The organism is Frankia sp. BMG5.60, from assembly GCF_059428125.1.
In genome coordinates, this window is the sequence record NZ_CM182091.1 from 7,709,521 (window position 1) to 7,726,027 (window position 16,507).

A 16,507-nucleotide genomic window follows, 5' to 3' on the forward strand; every position below is an offset into this window, starting at 1 on the left:
ACTCCCCACCCGCCGACGACCCGGCGGCGGACCGCCCGGGCGTGCCGCGATCCGACGCGGCGGACCCGCGGTCCGCCGATCTCGTCGGCCGCTGGGACGGTGACGATCCGGCCGCGCACATGTTCCCCGCAGACACGGCGGGGGACTCGACTGAGGCTTCCGCAGGCTGGCGATTTGACGCCCTCGGCGGCGGCCTCGCCATCAATCCCGACGGTCTTACCCACACGGGCAGGGGCGATCTGCTCTCCGCCCAGTCCAGGGGATACGGGGACGCGATCGCCGTCGGCGGTGATCTCGTCACGATCCTTGGTGACCAGGTCCGGGAGGCCGGCCGCCGCAGCGGGCGGCCGGCGCGGCTGGCGGCCACGACGCTGCGCGACCTCGCCGACGTCTTCGTGCGTCCCGACGGTTGGGCTCGGGCGCGGGCGGTCCTGGACCGGGAGGGGATGGTCCTGCTGCTAGCGGCGGCGGGTAACGGCCGCCGTGCCGCCGGCGGCCTGCTGGCCGCGCAGGCCGGTGAGGCTGGCGCCGGCCTGTCCGAGGTGTGGCGCCTTCCCCTCGAAGGCGACGAGGCCGACGCGGGCGCGCTGCCCCGCGACCTCCCGCCGCGGGCCGGGCTGCTGCTCGACCTGTGCGGCCCCGACCTGCCGCCCGCCGCGGAGCAGACCAGCCGGCTTGAGGCGTTGTGCTCCCGGGTCCAGCGCGCCGGAGCCGAGCGGCATCTCGTGGTGCTGCTCCCCCCTGACGCGCGGACGTGGCTGCCCGTCGGGTTGCATAGCCTGGCGGAGCCGTTGGGCCGGCCCGACTGGCGGGAGGTGCTGACCCGGCACTGGGAGGCCGTGCTGCCGCGGCCGCCGGCCGGACTCGCGTCGCTCCTCACCAACCCCGTATCCACCGACGCGGCACTCCTGACTCCGGTAGTCGCCGGACTCGCCGACGCCACCATCGATCAGGTCAGCCGGGTCGCCCGCGAGGCGGCCCGACGGCAGACCGACCATCCCAGCGACCGGCCGGCGACCTGCCTGCGACACGCCTGGGAGGCATTCGGTCGACTCGAAGCCGGGGTCGGCGAGGAGATCGACAAGATGCTCGCCGAAGATGCGACCGGACGGCGGGCCTCGCTGCTCGTCGCCGCCGCGATGCTGGCGGGCGCGGACCGCGACGCCGTCCTGACCGCCGAACATCGCCTCGCCGCGATCTGCGGACTCCCGCCGGTCGACACGCACACACTCGCCGGCCGCGGATACCGTCTGCGGCTGCGGGACCTCGGCATCGACTGGAACGACCGCCGCCGGGTCGAGTTCGACCCGCCGCGGCGCGCCGAGGCCGTCCGCGGCTACGCCTGGGACAACTATCCGTCGCTGCGCGCGGACTTCCTCGGCTGGGCGGTGGCGGTGGTCGTCGGCGCCGACCGGCATCTCACGGCTCGCGACCTCGGCGAGTTCGGCGTGCGCTTCGCTACCCAGTCGCTGCGGGTCAACCAGCCCGGGGACGCCCTCACCCTCGCCCGCCGATGGCTGGAGCGCCGCGGCGCCGCGGCGATGGCGGGCTGCGCCCGCCTGCTGGAAACGGGCCTCGCGGTGGGCGACGAGGGCACGGGCGGCCTGGTGTTCCGGCGGGCGATCCTCTCCTGGTCGCGCAATCGTCACCTCAACCGCCACCTCGCCCTGCTCTGCGTCCAGCTCTGCGAGAATTTCGTCGCCCTCACCTACCCGCTTCAGGCGCTGACCCGCCTGCACAACTTCACTGCCCATGAGGACCCACAGGTAGCCGACCAGGCACTCCTCGCCGCCGAACGAGTGGCCACCGCCGACCCGGACGGCTATCGCCACCTGCTGGACCGGGTGATCCGCGCCCCACAGCCGGTCGTCGGCAGCGCGGGCAACCGCGAGGTGTTCCTGCGGTTGGCCGCCGTCTCCCGGCTGTGCAAGCACCACGGCGGCTGGCGCGCGCTCGATGACGCCGAGGTCCGCGACCTGCTTCGCGCCGGCTGGGCCGACGTGATCGAACAGGATCTCGGCGCCACCGGCTCTGATCGGCGCGTGCCGTCCAACCTGTCGCCCGCGGTCGAGCAGCGCATCGTCGAGTGGCTGGACGGCCCGGCTGACGGCGCCGGACCGCCTCCTACCGGGTTGGCTGACCTGCTCGTCGACGGGCTGCGGGAGCGCTTCGATCTGCTCGCCACCGTCCGTCTGGTCTGCTGCCATGCCTACCCGGAGAACCCCGACACAGGTGCCTCGGCGGAGAGCGGAAACCTGACGCGGCCCCCGGCCAGCGCGTCCCCGGTCGTTGCGTCTCCGTTCAATGCATCCCCGATCACCGGGTCGACGTCCACCGGGTCGACGTCCGTCGGTCGGCCGGCTGGTGCATCGGTCGGCGGAGCTCAACGCCGAGTTGTGAACGCGACGCGAGGCGGCATCGTCGCCCGCATCGACCATCTGCTCGGAGGCGGGGAATCGCCGGACCCCATCAGGAACGCCGAGGCGCTGCACCGCGCGGAAGTCCTCACTGGTGACGAGGAGGTGCGATGAGCGGCCTGGATCGTCGGATTGCGGCCGCGGTGAGTCTATCGTGCGCGATCGCGACCCCGCTGCTGCTCGGACATCTCGTCGGCGGACCCACGCCGGTCTGGCTGCTGCTTGCCGCCGCGCTCGCGATCGTCACCACTGTCCCGCAGTTTCGTCACGCCACGGCGCCGTCCGGCCGATCCGCGGTGCTCCCGACCTCGGGGACAGCCCTGGCGCGCCAGCGCGGCGCGGCGGACCGGCGGTCGGCCTCGGAATGGCCCTTCGCGTCGGAGCCACCCGCGGACCTGCCCGGCGACCTTGCGCAGGAATGGCAGACGCTGCGGTTTGCCGGGCGGGTGTTCGGTTCCACCAGGTCGGCTGTCCTGTGGCACCTCCTGCACCCCGGCGTGGACGTCGATCGGACCGGACTGACCCTCGAGAAGCTCGAATATTTGGTGTCCGTCGTCGCCGACGGGCCACGACAGGCAGGCAACTCACCCTGGCAGCCCCCGCCCGCCGCGGTGCCTGCTCCCGTGCTGGACTTCGCCGATCATGCCCGGGCGCTCGTCGCCTGCGTGCTACCGACGCCGGGTGACGATCGCCGGAGCCTGCTCGCCCGGGAGCTCGGGACCTTCCTGCAGCGCTGGAACCCCTCCGGCGAGTTCGACCGGCGGTTACGCGAGGTCTACCCCGTACCCGACCTTTGAGGTCCGGCGGGATGGACGAGTTGGGCTCGCATCCACGGATCATGGCAGGCGGTCCCGTTTGGGACGTTTCGTCGCCTGCTCGGCCAACCTGCTATGTTCTGCAACTTTCGGGCGGGAAGTGTGAGGATTTCTCGTCCGGGTTATCCCTGATGCTCGTGAAAGATCTGCGCATGTCGTCACGGATCCGACCTGAAATCCGTATTCAGGTTGACGGCACGACCCCACCCACGAACAATCGATTTGGCATCGATGCTGATTCTCGCGCGGAACGCCGACGCTTCTCGGCTGGGTCGGCCGCGCGCCAGGAAACGGGGTGGAGCATGGCAGGTGTCAACGAGGGTGTTTATCGCATCACGCTCGACGGGCGGCAGATCCTGACCGCCGCCGGCGGGGGTAATGCCGTCCTCCTGTCGGAGCGCACCGACCGGCAGGTATGGCAGGTTCAGCAGGCGGACAAAGGGACCTGGGTGATCCGTCCGGCGGACTCGTCGCAGTTTCTCGGCTTTGACGGCGAGCCGGACACCTTCGAGCGGGTGCGGGTATTCGGCCAGCCGCGGGAATGGCGGATCAGCGACGGTCCGCAGGCCGGAACCTTCACCATCGGTGTGCCGGACAGCGGGCTGACTCTGGGGCTGCACCCGGCGCTCGTCTTCCCGCCGCTGATCGCGCTCTCGCCGGTCTTCAGCGAGGACAAGGGCTGGAGCTTCGAGAGCATCGGCTAGCCACGACCCTCCCATGCGGGGCCGGCCGGGAACCCGGGCCGGCCGGCGGGGACCGGCCGCCCTGCGCCGTGGACGACCCACCCGGGTCGTCCACGGCGCGATTCGTCTCAGCGTGATCTCGGATAAACACCCCCGACAGCATTACCGATCGTTCCCACAAGAATGGGGCGTCGGCGGGCTCGCGGGACGTGAGAGTACGAGAGCGACGAGAAATCCCAGTTGTGGTCAATACGCTGCCCCGCGGAATCCGGGTGTGGCGTTCATGGCCCGCCGGACCGTGCGCGGGCATGATGGTGCCCGGCGCCACGGGCAGCGCACCTCAGCTCCGAACCCCACGTCCACCGCGCATGCACTGTGCCCGTGCGCCGTCGCAGCACCGCCGCACCGGCAACATGCCGGCATCGGCCGCGGAAGGGGACGTCCCGCCGCGGCGTGGCATCCTCCCGTCCGGAGCCGGCCGTGTCACGGTCGGCTTGTTTCACGACCAGAAACGGGGTTGACCGTGGGAAAAATCGCTGACGGCGTCTACCGGATCCGCATCGACGGCCGGGACAATCTGACCCTCAGTTCGCCTGACCGCAACAACATCTTCCTGCTGCCGGGCGAGGGCCCCGGGCAGGAATGGGAGATCAGGCAGTCCGGAAACGGGCAGAACGGCGACAGCACCTACACGATCCGCCAGACCTCCGCGCCGCTGTTCGTTGGCTTCGACGGCTCCCCGGACGTGTTCGAGCGGGTCCGTCCCCTCCCCGAGCCCCGCGAATGGCGGATCAGCGACGGCCCGCGGCCGGGCACGGTCACCATCGGTGTCGTGGAGAACGAACTCACCCTCGGTCTGCACCCGGCACTGATCTTCCCGCCGATGGTCGCCCTCTCGCCCGTTTTCGGCGAGGACCGCGGCTGGGCCCTGGAGCCCGCCCGCTGACCTGCCGGGCGCCATTGCTCTCCCGGCGGCGTTTGGATCCGCCCTCAGGGCACGGAGTGGCGCCCGAGGGGGCGAGCAACTACCGAGCCGCGCTGCGGCGACTGCTTTCACGGTCAGTCTGCCGCGGCGCGGCCGGAAGGCCCGGTCAGTCCTGCGGGCGACGGGGGCTGAACTCCTGCTCCCCCGGCATGCTCCACAATTTGATCGATCAACCAGGTGTGCGGTCGATCCATGAGCAGCGTGAGTCCCTCGCTCCACGGGCGTCCTGGATAGTTCAGGCGCTTGGCGGCGACGATGGATGGCAGTGTTGTGGAGATGACCGTTCCCACGCTGACGACGTCGCGGCTGATCCTGCGGCCGATCGAGAATGCTGACGTCGACGGCTTCACCCGGATCTGGGCCGACCCCGAGTTCGCCCGCCATGTCGGCGGGCCGGTCACGTCGCCGGATGCCGTGTGGCACCAGATGGCCGGGTGCATCGGGTGCTGGTCGCTCACCGGGGTCGGGCCCTGGTCCGTGGTGGAGCGGGAGAGCGGGACGCTCGTCGGGCGGTCGGGGTTGTGGGACGAGCCGGGCTGGCCGGGCGTGGAGGCGCTCTGGTACATCGGTCGGCCCTGGTGGGGACGTGGATATGCGGCGGAGGCGGCCGCCGCGGCGATCACCTGGGTGCTCCGGCTGCGGCCCGAACTCGACCGGGTGTGTGCGGCCATCGTCCCGGCGAACATCCGATCGGTCCGGGTCGCGCTGCGCCTCGGGATGCACCGGACGGGCGCCGAGTACCTGCACGAGGAGACGCACGCGATCTATGCCGTCAGCCGCGACGACTGGTTCAGCCGGCCCGGAGCCGGCTCGTGACCCGGTCGGCTGGCACGGTCACGCGGGCAGGCCGAAGATGGCGACATAGCGGCGATCCGTGCACGTTGCGATGGAAGCGGGCGGGTTGCCGGGTATGACACCCGATCGGCCGGCGAGCCTTTCCTTCTCTGGCGGAACCCGGGTCGGCCGGGCGGCGATCCGGGAGGGGAGCGGCGGCGTGTCGGATGGCGGCGCGGACAGCGGTGTCGGGATGAGTCCGGCGGTGGAGATCGCGCTGTGGGTTGCTGGCCGACGGCCGCGGGCGGGCGGCACTCGGGTGCTCGCCGTCGACGGGCGCTCCGGCGCGGGTAAGTCGACGCTCGCGCAGGCCGTCGCCGAGCGACTTGACGCGCCCGTGCTGCGGATGGACGACCTGTATGACGGTTGGGACGGGCTCGCCGCCGGCGTCGACCAGCTCGTCGCGAGGATCCTGCGGCCGCTGGACCGCGGGGAGCGGGCGTGCTGGCGCCGTTACGACTGGCACCAGGGGCGCTACGGCCCCCGACAGACGCTGGACCCGGCGACCGCGATCCTCGTCGTCGAAGGCGTCGGCGCCGGTGCGCGGGCCGCGACACCGCTGCTCAGCGGGCTGGTGTGCGTCGCGGCGCCGGTGCGGGTTCGGCGGCGGCGCGCGCTTGCCCGGGACGGGGACACCTTCGCCCCGCACTGGGATCGCTGGGCTCGTCACGAGGATCGGTACTTCGTCGCCGAGGACGTCGCCGGCCGGGCCGACCTCCTCGTCAACGGCGCGCCGGCCGCAGGCGGGTCGGCTACCAGGTGGGCAGCCAGCGGCCGGTGACGAGGTCGGTCCACAAGCGGCGGATCGCCAGGCTGTTGCGGTCGGCGCGGGCGTGGGCGTTGAGGCGGGGCGCCAGCGGAAACGGCGTGGGCAGCAGGTTCAGCAGCTCCCGGTCCTCGTTCTCGACCTCCACGTCGAACGCCAGGATGTCGGCGGCGGGCCGGTCGGTCTCCGTGTCGGTGCGCAGCACGATCTGGGCCAGTACGCAGCGGTCGTCGTCGACCGGGGTAATCGCCTTGATCATCAGGTGGCGCAGGCCGTCGGGATAGGTGATGTGGATGTGCGCGTGGAACGGGGCGTACGACTGCGACGGTGCTGGCGATGCGGCGGGGGTCACGCGGTGAACGCTCCTCCGAGGGCCCGCGTGGAGGCGGAACCGGACCGCCGGCTGCCCACGGGGACGCTCGTCCAGCAAAGCGAGGTCGCGTGGCGGCACGGTTTCGGGTGGGTTCCGATCGGGCTTCCGAGGCTTCCGAGGCTTCCCAGGCCGTCCGGCCCGGACGGTTCGCGCGTTCGGTCGGGGCGGGTGGGCCGCAAGTCTCGGCCCGCACGGGCCTTCGCCGTACAGTCAGGCGGTGACGATGCCGGAGAGTCCAGCGGTCAACGGTCCCGGTCCCGCCTCGCCGCCGCCCCTGCCGGCGGGGGTCTCGTCCGCGGGGAGGTCCCCGACCGACCCGGTCTCCCGCCTCGCCGCCGACGCGGCGGTGCAGGGAGCCGCCAGGAGCCTGACGGCGGCCGCGCCCTACACGCCCGGTGAGGTCGTCGTGCACCGGTCGTTCACCACGAAGCGGCTGGTGTTCGTCCGTACCGGCCACGTCGTCGGGCATGACGAGCGCGGCCTGCGGCTGTGGATTCCGCACGGCTGCCCGATGGCCGTCGAGCTCAGCGCGGACGGCCGCGGGCTGCGGGACATGCCCTTCGCCGAGTGGATCCGCCAGCCGACGGTGATGACGACGACCGTCTGGCGCGGGCCGAACATCTTCATGCTGGTCCCGCCGCAGGGAGCCAACTCGGTGTGGTGGTTCTGGGACTGGCAGGGCCGGTTCGTCCGCTGGTACATCAACCTGGAGGAGCCCGCCGTCGCCTGGCGCCACGACGGCGTCGTCGGCGTCGACACCACCGATCATGACCTCGACCTGTGGGTCACGCCGGAGCGGACCTGGGAGTGGAAGGACGAGCACGAACTGGAGGAGCGCCTCGCCTTCCCCGAGCACTACTGGGTGCCCGACCCGGACGCGGTGCGGGCCGAGGGGGAGCGGCTGCTGCGGCTGGTGGAGGCCGGCGTGTTCCCCTTCGACGGCACCTGGACCGACTTCTGCCCGGATCCGTCCTGGCAGACCCCCGACGCGCTGCCCGCCGGCTGGGACCGCCCCCGCGCCTGATGCACGGGTCCAGGTCCCGGGTGCTGGTCCGGGGCTTGGCCGCGGGGCTGGGCGGACGGACCCGGCGCGGCTCACGCGGCCGGGGGGGATTCCGAATAGGCCCAGCCGGACCAGTGGGTCACGGCCACGATGATGGCCGGACCGGTCGGCGGGACCTGCCGGTACTGGCGGTAGCGCGCGGTCAGGGCCGCGACGGCTGCGGCGTGCAGAGGATCATCGGCCTCGACGATGCGGGCCAGCCCGTCGGCCCGGGCCCACCACAGCCCCGCCCAGTCGTCGTCATAGTGGTCGACCAGCAGGCTGACCCGCGGGTTGGCGCGGATGTCGCGCAGGCGTCGCAGCTCGGTGCGGGTGCTCTTCGGTTTGTGGTCGACGACGGTCACGATCGTCGCGGGCGGGTCCGCACCGCCGTGAGCGTCGCCGCCGGCGCCCCCCACCTCGCGGGGCTCGCCGGGCGCGTCGCCCGCTTCGGCAGGCGTGCCCTCCGCTTCGGCAGGCGTGCCTCCCGCTTCGGCAGGCGTGCCCGCCGCTTCGACGGCGAAGGTCACGGGCACCACGAGCGGCTGACCGTCCGCGTCGGCGGTGGCCAGCCGGGCCACCCGGGCCGCCGCGAACCGCTTCCGGGCCTCGACGCCACTGAGCCGCATCCCTTCACTATCCCCGCAGCCTCACCGAGTCCGCCTTCCCCACGTCCGCCCGCCCGAGGCCAGCACCCGCCGCGGGCGGTGGCCTCGCCGGCCGCAGCCGGCCCGGTCCGCGGCTCGTCGCCCGGACTGGACAATCTGTCGAACACATGTTCCCATGAGGCATGCGTTGGGACAACCTCCGGCTCGCCGCCACCGAGCAGCCCGTCGCGGCCGGCGCGAGTGCGCCGTCGCTGCTTGCCCGGGGCGCTGTCACCCGCACGTTCGACACCCCCGGGTTCGCCGGCCTCACCTTCTGCGAGATCCACGCCCGGTCCGTGCTCAACCGGGTTCCGCCGGCGTCGCGGATGGCGTTCCGCCGGACGGTGAACCCTTACCGGGGCTGCTCCCACGCCTGCCGGTACTGCTTCGCCCGGGGCACCCACGCCTATCTCGATCTCGACACCGGGCGCGACTTCGACACCCAGATCGTCGTCAAGGTCAACGTCGCCGAGCGGCTGCGCGCGGAGCTCGCCGCGCCCCGCTGGCGCGGTGAGCACGTCGCGATGGGCACCAACGTCGATCCCTACCAGCGGGCCGAAGGTCGTTACCGGCTCATGCCGGGTGTCCTCGCCGCCCTGCGCGACGCCCGTAACCCCTTCTCGGTGCTCACGAAGGGCTCGCTCATCGTGCGTGATCTCGATCTGCTCGCCTCGGCCGCGGAGGTGACGCAGGTCGGCGTCGCACTGTCCGTCGGCTTCGTCGACGACGAGTTGTGGCGGCTCGTCGAGCCCGGAACCCCGCATCCCCGGCGGCGGCTGGAGGCGTGCGCGGCGTTGGGCGAGCGCGGGATCTTCACCGGGGTCCTCATGGCGCCGATCCTGCCGTATCTCACGGACTCCCCTGCGGCGCTCGCCCGGGCGGTGGAGCAGATCGCGCAGGCCGGGGCGTCGTCGGTCACGCCGCTGGTGCTGCACCTGCGGCCCGGCGCCCGGGAGTGGTACCTGGCCTGGCTTGCCGAGCACCATCCCGCGCTGGTCGGCCCGTACCGCCGGCTCTACGGGTCCGGGGCGTACGCGCCGCGCGCCTACCGGGAGCGGATCGCGGCGCAGGTGCGGGAGCTCGCCGAGCGGGCGCGCATCGGAGCCGCGGTGCCGCGTCCGGTTCGGCGCTTCGCGGCGTCCGCGCCGCAGCCCGACGGAGCGGCCGAGCCGGCGGCGCCGGCCGAGCCTGCCGGGCCGGGCTGCCGCGACGAGCAGCTCACCCTGCCCGGGTTCGGGGGGTGACCATGCGCGGCCTGGCTGCCCTCGTGGCCGCGGTGCGCGGGCGGGCGGCCGACGCGCGCCGGTTATGCGCGAGACTGGCCAGGTGTCCGCAACTCTCGTCGCCTCCGGCCTCACCGTCACCCGCGGTGGGGCGACCGTTCTCGACGGCATCTCGCTCACCGTCGCCCCCGGTGACCGGCTCGGGGTGGTGGGGCCGAACGGCGTCGGTAAGTCGACGTTGCTGCGGGCCCTCGCCGGCCTGGTCCCCCTCGACGAGGGTCGGGTCGATCTCGCGCCGCCGACCGCGGGCGTCGGCCTGCTGCCCCAGGAACCCGACCGGCTGCCCGGCGAGACCCTGCGGGCGTTCCTCGCCCGCCGCACCGGGGTCGGCGCCGCGCAGCGGGAACTCGACGACGCCGGGGAGGCGCTGTCGGCGGGCGTCCCCGGCGCCGACGACCGGTACAGCGTCGCCTTGGAGCGCTGGCTCGCCCTCGGCGCCGCCGACCTCGACGTTCGCGCCGAGGAGGTCTGCGCCGAGCTGGGCCTGCCCGCCGACGCCCTCGACAGCCCCACGACCGCCCTGTCCGGTGGGCAGGCCGCCCGCGGCTCGCTCGCGAGCGTCCTGTTGTCCCGGTTCGACATCACCCTGCTCGACGAGCCCACCAACGATCTTGACTTCGATGGGCTGGACCGGCTCGAACGCTTCGTCCGCGGCGTGTCCGGCGCGCTCGTCGTCGTCAGCCACGACCGCGAGTTCCTCGACCGCACCATCGACACCGTCGCCGAGATCGACCCGCACAAGCACGGCCTCACCCTCTTCGCCGGTGGGTGGGCGGCCTACCTGCAGGCCCGCGAGGTCGCCCGGCGGCAGGCCCGCGATCGCTACGAGGACTATGCCGACCAGCGTGACGGTCTCACCGCGCAGGCGCAGCGCCAGCGGGAGCAGTCCGTACGTGGCTCGGTGCGAGCCAAGCGGCGGATGTCCGACAACGACCGGGCCGCGCGGGGCGCGCGCATCGAGGCGGCGACGAAGAGCGCCGCGCGGGTCCGGTCGATCGAGTCCCGCCTCGACCGGTTGGAGGAGGTCGAGGAGCCACGCAAGGAGTGGCAGCTACGCATGTCGATCGCGGCCGCCCCCCGCTCCGGCGACGTCGTCGCGACCCTCACCGGTGCGGTCGTGCGCCGGCCCGCCTTCACTTTCGGCCCGGTCGACCTCACCGTCGCCTGGGCCGACCGGATCGTCATCACCGGGCCGAACGGTGGCGGCAAGACGACCCTGCTCTCAGCCCTGCTCGGCCGCCTCCCGCTCGACGCGGGGAGCCAGTCCCTCGGTGCCGGTGTGCGGCTCGGCGAGATCGACCAGGTCCGGGGCCTGTTCCGCGGCGAGGCCACCGCCCTCGTCGTCGCCGAGCGGGCGACCACATGGCCCGCGGCCGAGGTCCGCACCCTGTTCGCCAAGTTCGGCCTTGGCCCGGACCAGGTGACCCGCCCGGCCGCCTCGCTGTCGCCGGGGGAGCGGACCCGGGCCGGTCTCGCGCTGCTGCAGGCCGTCGGAGTGAACTGCCTGGTCCTCGACGAGCCCACCAACCACCTCGACCTGCCCGCCATCGAACAGCTCGAACAGGCACTCGCCGGCTACACCGGCACGCTGCTGCTCGTCACCCACGACCGCCGCATGCTCGACACCGTCGCGGTCAACCGCCGTCTGCAAGTCGACGGCGGTCTCGTGACCGAGAAGCCGCTGTGACCCGGTAGGCGCGGGACTGTGACGCGCCACCGTGAACCTGGCCGGCGTGACCCGCAGCGCTCCAGTCCTCACCGGATACCACCCGCAGCGAAGACCGGCACTCTGGTGTGATCGTCGCCGGGGTGTTCATCTCCATCGGCTACCATCCCGGGCGAACTGATCAACACCTCGTCACGGGCGCTCGGGGGAGCTGCGAGATGGTGGTGCTCACGGCGCGGCAGCGCGGGGCGGCCAGGTTGGGTGCCGCGCTGCTCGGCGTCCTGCTGATGGTGCTCGTCCTGGCCGATCTCGACGTCGCGCTCAAGGTCGCCGGGCTCATCGGCGGCTTCGGCGCGATCATCACGGTCCTTGTCGAGAGGCCGAAGGAGCCGGCGAAGACCGTCGACGAGCTCCGGGAGAGCCTGCGGGCGCAGATCCGGGAGGAGTGGCGCTCGGAAGCCCACCAGCGCGGGTTGCTGCACGACCCCCTGCTCCCGGTCACCCTGGAGGTCCGCGGTGGGGCAGCAGCCGGCCACGGCGAGGCGGGGATCGCGCGGTCGATCCTGCTGGCCGGCGCCGGCGCCGCCTGGGAGCCGTCGCACTACCGGGCGTTCGCGGCCGCACTGGTGCGCGACGGTCTGGTCCGGCGGGCGACCGTCACCGGCACCGCGGGCGGCGGGAAGTCGACGTTCGGCCTGCTGCTGACCCTCGGCCTCCTCGACGTCGACGCCGCCGACGAGGTCCCGGCCACGGCCGCCGGTGGGGCCGACGGACGAGGGTGGATCCCGCTGCTGCTTTCCGTGTCCTCGTGGGACACCCACGAGGACTTCGCCGTCTGGTGCGACCGGCAGCTACGCACGACCTATCCGAGTACCGCCGCCCTGCGCCCGGCCCGCGACGGCACTCTGCTCACCGCCCTGCTCGCCGCCGACCGGGTCCTGCTCATCCTGGACGGCATCGACGAGGTGCGCACAGCGCTCCCCGGCGTCTCTGCCGTCCGGCTGATCGCCGCGAAGGTCCAGGACCAGCCGGTGCTCCTGCTGGCCCGGGACGGGACGCCGGGCCTGGCCGACCTGCCTGCGAGTGGGGTGCTGGCACTGGCGCGGTCGACGGGGGAGCAGGTGCGCGCCTACCTCGCCGTCATCGCCCACCTGCCACCGCCGGGGCGGCAGACCGCAGGCGCCGCGGACTGGCAGCCGGTGCTGCGCGAGTTGGACGACCGTCCCCAGGGGCCGCTCGCGGCCGTGCTCGGCACGCCGTTCATGATCGCGCTGGCCTACCGGTGCTGCGCCGGCGGTCTCGAGCCAGCCCAGCTCGTCGAGCTGGCAGCCGAGCGCGAGCCGGCGGGGCTCACCCAGCTCCTCGTCGACCGGTTCCTCGACGACGCGCTGGCGCGGTTCACCTCGCCCACCCCGACCCGCGCGCAGCGTGTTGCCGAGTACATGGCCGGGCGCATGGTGGAGCTCGACCAGGAGATGCTGGCCTGGTGGCGCCTGCAGGACAGCGTCGCGACGGCCGCGTTCACCGCCGCGGTGGGCCTGCTCGCGGCGCCCGCCTACCGGATCGCACTCGTCCTGCCGCCCGGGCTCACCCGCGGGTTCGCCATCGGAATCCTGCTGTCGCTGGTGTTCGGACTGACGCGCGGGCGCCGGATGGACCGGACCGCGGCCGTCGTCGGCGCCGCGACCAGCGCGGCGGTGGTGCTCACGATGGGAATGGCGGTGAAGGCCCCCTGGGAGGCGTCGGCCGACGCGGCACAGTTCGGCACGGCGCTGCTGCTGACCCTGCTGGTGTGGGGCCGCATGTTCGGGTCGCCCGCGCAGGTGCTCGGCGCCGCGGCGGGGGTGGGGCTCGCGACCGCGGCCACGACCGAACTCGTCGCGGTCGCCGCCGGTGGCACGGCGGGGCTCGGCGAGGCGGCGAAGACCAGCCTGTCGGTGTTTCTCGGCATCGGCGTCGCGGTCGCCGTCGCCCGATCGATGACCGATGCCGCCGCCCCGGTGACCCCGGCGCGGGTCGACCTGCTGCGGCGCTTCGAGGACCGGCCCCCGATCTGGCGGTTCCTGCTCACCGGCGTGGCGACCTGCATGTTGGTGGGAACGGCCGGCGGGTTCGTCGGCGGTGTGCGTTACGGAGTCACCCACGGGATCGGCGTGGCCGTGCTGTTCAGCACCATCGTCGGCTTCCCGGTCGGGCTCGTCGCCGGGGGCGTGACCTGGCTCAACCAACCGCCTCCTGGCGGCGGGTCCATCGCGGCCACCCCCCGCTCGACGTTCCGCGCGGACATGGTCATCGCCCTCGGCTGCGTCGCGCTGGTCGGCCTGATCACCACCGGGGCCGTCGCGCTCGTCCTCGGCCCTCTCTCTCCGCTGGTGGACAGCGTCCGTCCGGGAACGATGGATCTGCATCCCTGGGACGGCGTGTTCTTCGCGCTGACCGTCGGGCTGATCCTCGCCTCCTACAACACGGCCTGGCCGACGTTCCTGGTCTGCGCTGTCTGGTTCATGGTGACCACCGGCGCGCCGCCGCGGCTGATCCGCTACCTCGACCTCCTGCACCGGTACGAGGTCCTGCGGCGGGAGGGGGCGCTCTGGAAGTTCCGCAGCGACGTCTACCGCCGCCGCCTCGCGGCACGGCACGAGGAGCACCTGCGCGGCGAGCAGTCGGGACGCCGACATCGGCACCGGTCTGGCCCGGCACCGGCCAAGGATGCCAGAGTGATCCCATGACGCAGACCATCCCGTCCGGCTGGTACGCCGATCCGAGCGGGCAGCACGGTTCCCGATGGTGGGACGGAAACCAGTGGACCGAGCACACCCAGCCGCCGCCCGGCCAGGGCGTGCCGGGCCAGGCCGCGGTCGTGCCGGGCCAGGCGTGGGGCGCGCCGCTGGGGGTGCAGCAGGGCGCGGTGTACACGAACCACAGCGCCGAGCAGGTGCAGCGGCAGGTCCATGAGCAGGCCGGGGTGCAACCGACGGGGCCGGGTGGCGGGACGCTGTTCAGCGAGCCCGTGCTCGTGGTCAACCAGAAGTCCAAGATCATCGAGGTGACGAACGAGTACGCCGTCTTCGACCAGGGCGGCAACCAGATCGGCTCGGTCGTCGAGGTCGGCCAGAGCGCGCTGAAGAAGGCCGCGCGGGTGCTCACCTCGTGGGACCAGTTCTTCTCCCACCGCCTGGAGGTCCGCGACGCCGCCGGTACCGTTCAGCTGCTCCTGCACCGACCGGCGAAGGTGTTCAAGTCCAAGGTGATCGTCTCACTGCCGGACGGGTCCGAACTCGGCGTCATCGCGCAGCAGAACGTCTTCGGCCGGATCCGGTTCGACCTGCAGGCGGGCGGCACGACGATCGGCGCGATCAAGGCCGAGAACTGGCGGGCGTGGAACTTCTCGATCGTCGACCACACCGACGTCGAGGTCGCCCGGGTCACCAAGACCTGGGAGGGCCTCATGCGGACGATGTTCACCACGGCCGACAACTACGTCGTCCAGCTCCACCGGCCGCTGCCGCAGCCGCTGCACAGCATGGTCGTCGCCGCCGCCCTCACCATCGACACGGCGCTCAAGCAGGACTCCCGCGGCCTCGGCTGAGGCCGTCCGGGCGACCGCTCACCTCGCTCACATCTGGTCTCATCTCCTTCACATCCGGCGACCCTACGGTCGCTTCGTGAGGTCGTCGATGCGGCGGGACACCGCTGGCGCAGTCAGGCGGGGTTGTCCGGGGAACTGGTCCGGGACGTACCGCGAGAGACCGGTCGGGACGACGCGTGGCCGGCGGTGGTGTCGGCGGCCACCGGGGCCCACACCGACTGCTGCGGCCGGACTCGCCGTCGGCGCCGTGCTGCTTGCGGCCCTCGTCGCGTGCGGGGGCAGCGCGTCGGCCGGCGCGGGCGAGGCCGGGGACCGCTCGGGGCCGACCGTACTCGGCGCCGCGCCGCGGTCGACTTCGCCGGGGGCTGCTGGGAGCGCCGGCGGGCCGGCACTGCGCGCCGGCACCACGGGCCACACGCTGACCACCCCCGACGGCCGGCAGCGTACCTATCTCGTCCACGTGCCGCCCTCGGCCGCCACCGCGGCCGGCACGCCGAGCTCTCCCGCCACCACGACTCTGGCCGCCACGGCGTCGCTGGCCGCCACGGCGTCGCTGGCCGCCACGGCGTCGGTGACCGCCACGGCAACGGCGACCGCGGTCGGACACGGGCTGCCGGTCGTGCTCGTCCTGCACGGTGGCGGCGGATCGGCCCGCCAGGCCGAGCAGCAGACCGGGATGAGCGCCGTCGCCGACCGGGCGGGCTTTCTCGCCGTCTACCCAGACGGCACCGGCCGGCGCCAGTCGGCGTTGCTGACCTGGAACGCGGGCACCTGCTGCGGTTACGCCCACGGCAACGGCGTCGACGACGTCGGGTTCATCGCCGCCCTTCTCGACCGGCTGCCGCGGGACTACCCGGTGGATCCGGCGCGGATCTACGTCACGGGGATGTCCAACGGCGCCATGATGTCCTACCGGCTGGGCTGCGAACTCGCCGGGCGCATCGCCGCGATCGCCCCCGTCTCCGGCGCCCTGAACACGACCTCCTGCACGCCGAGCCGGCCCGTGCCGGTCATCGCCTTCCACGGCACCGCCGACGACAAGGTCCGCTACGACGGTGGCGAGTCGTCCCTCGGACTGCGCCAGGGCGACGAGCGCATCGACCGGTCGGTGGCCGAGGCGATGACCTTCTGGGCCCGCCGCGACGGCTGCCCGGACACCCCGGCCCGCTCCCGGCAGGGCGCCGTCGTCCACGACGTCTACGGCCCGTGCGCGCCCGGCGGCGCGCTCGAGCTGTACAGCGTCACCGGCGCCGGGCACGCCTGGCCGGGGGGCAGCAGACTGCGCGAGCAGGCCGATCCGCCGCCGCCGGCACCGAACGCCTCCGCCGTCATGTGGGAGTTCTTCACCCAGCACACCCTCGCCGGCTGAGGGCAGCCGCCGGGCGTGCCCGCTCCGGGTGGGCACGG

The 16,507-nt window shown here is 73.1% G+C and carries 14 protein-coding genes; 12 read left to right on the forward strand and 2 right to left on the reverse strand.

From position 1 onward, the window contains the following. The first annotated feature begins 41 nt into the window (after positions 1-41). From AC5R91_RS31555 to AC5R91_RS31580, 6 genes are all read left to right on the forward strand, one after another. Positions 42-2,531, forward strand: coding sequence for a hypothetical protein (locus AC5R91_RS31555; RefSeq protein ID WP_495394925.1), 2,490 nt, complete (start codon positions 42-44; stop codon positions 2,529-2,531). Beyond that, positions 2,528-3,214, forward strand: coding sequence for a hypothetical protein (locus AC5R91_RS31560; protein ID WP_495394926.1), 687 nt, complete (start codon positions 2,528-2,530; stop codon positions 3,212-3,214). Before AC5R91_RS31555 ends, AC5R91_RS31560 begins: the two co-directional genes overlap by 4 nt. 11 nt (positions 3,215-3,225) lie before the next feature. After that, the gene (locus AC5R91_RS31565) at positions 3,226-3,936 is read left to right on the forward strand and encodes a ricin-type beta-trefoil lectin domain protein (protein ID WP_495394927.1); all 711 of its coding nucleotides are present in this window, start codon (positions 3,226-3,228) and stop codon (positions 3,934-3,936) included. Positions 3,937-4,438: 502 nt separating this feature from the next. Further along, entirely contained in the window at positions 4,439-4,861 is a 423-nt protein-coding gene (locus AC5R91_RS31570; RefSeq protein WP_495394928.1) for a ricin-type beta-trefoil lectin domain protein, read from the forward strand. 315 nt (positions 4,862-5,176) lie between these two features. Further along, entirely contained in the window at positions 5,177-5,716 is a 540-nt protein-coding gene (locus AC5R91_RS31575; RefSeq protein ID WP_495394929.1) for a GNAT family N-acetyltransferase, read from the forward strand. A gap of 94 nt (positions 5,717-5,810) precedes the next feature. Further along, entirely contained in the window at positions 5,811-6,515 is a 705-nt protein-coding gene (locus tag AC5R91_RS31580; protein ID WP_495394930.1) for a nucleoside/nucleotide kinase family protein, read from the forward strand. Here the strand turns inward: AC5R91_RS31580 and AC5R91_RS31585 are convergent. After that, positions 6,487-6,852: a hypothetical protein gene (locus tag AC5R91_RS31585; RefSeq protein ID WP_495394931.1), complete on the reverse strand. Its 366-nt coding sequence runs from the start codon at positions 6,850-6,852 to the stop codon at positions 6,487-6,489. The genes AC5R91_RS31580 and AC5R91_RS31585 overlap by 29 nt on opposite strands. 244 nt (positions 6,853-7,096) lie before the next feature. Between AC5R91_RS31585 and AC5R91_RS31590 the strand changes: the two genes are divergently transcribed. Further along, on the forward strand, positions 7,097-7,897 hold the full coding sequence (locus AC5R91_RS31590) for a ribonuclease FAU-1 family protein (protein WP_495394932.1): 801 nt from the start codon (positions 7,097-7,099) through the stop codon (positions 7,895-7,897). Between the two features lie 71 nt (positions 7,898-7,968). On the opposite strand, the gene AC5R91_RS31595 is transcribed toward AC5R91_RS31590, so the two are convergent. Then, positions 7,969-8,544 carry a TIGR03668 family PPOX class F420-dependent oxidoreductase gene (locus AC5R91_RS31595; RefSeq protein WP_495394933.1) on the reverse strand — a complete coding sequence of 192 codons (576 nt, stop codon included), beginning with the start codon at positions 8,542-8,544 and terminating at the stop codon, positions 7,969-7,971. A 161-nt stretch (positions 8,545-8,705) separates the two neighbouring features. Between AC5R91_RS31595 and AC5R91_RS31600 the strand changes: the two genes are divergently transcribed. The 5 genes from AC5R91_RS31600 to AC5R91_RS31620 all read left to right on the forward strand — a co-directional run bounded on the left by AC5R91_RS31600 (position 8,706) and on the right by AC5R91_RS31620 (position 16,469). Then, the gene (locus AC5R91_RS31600) at positions 8,706-9,806 is read left to right on the forward strand and encodes an Rv2578c family radical SAM protein (RefSeq protein WP_495394934.1); all 1,101 of its coding nucleotides are present in this window, start codon (positions 8,706-8,708) and stop codon (positions 9,804-9,806) included. Positions 9,807-9,888: 82 nt separating this feature from the next. Then, positions 9,889-11,532 carry an ABC-F family ATP-binding cassette domain-containing protein gene (locus tag AC5R91_RS31605; protein WP_495394935.1) on the forward strand — a complete coding sequence of 548 codons (1,644 nt, stop codon included), beginning with the start codon at positions 9,889-9,891 and terminating at the stop codon, positions 11,530-11,532. A 197-nt stretch (positions 11,533-11,729) separates the two neighbouring features. Continuing rightward, entirely contained in the window at positions 11,730-14,240 is a 2,511-nt protein-coding gene (locus AC5R91_RS31610; protein WP_495394936.1) for a hypothetical protein, read from the forward strand. Beyond that, positions 14,237-15,100, forward strand: coding sequence for an LURP-one-related family protein (locus AC5R91_RS31615; RefSeq protein ID WP_495394937.1), 864 nt, complete (start codon positions 14,237-14,239; stop codon positions 15,098-15,100). The genes AC5R91_RS31610 and AC5R91_RS31615 overlap by 4 nt, the downstream gene beginning before the upstream one ends. Positions 15,101-15,347: 247 nt before the next feature. Then, entirely contained in the window at positions 15,348-16,469 is a 1,122-nt protein-coding gene (locus tag AC5R91_RS31620) for an extracellular catalytic domain type 1 short-chain-length polyhydroxyalkanoate depolymerase (protein WP_495394938.1), read from the forward strand. Positions 16,470-16,507 lie beyond the last annotated feature (38 nt).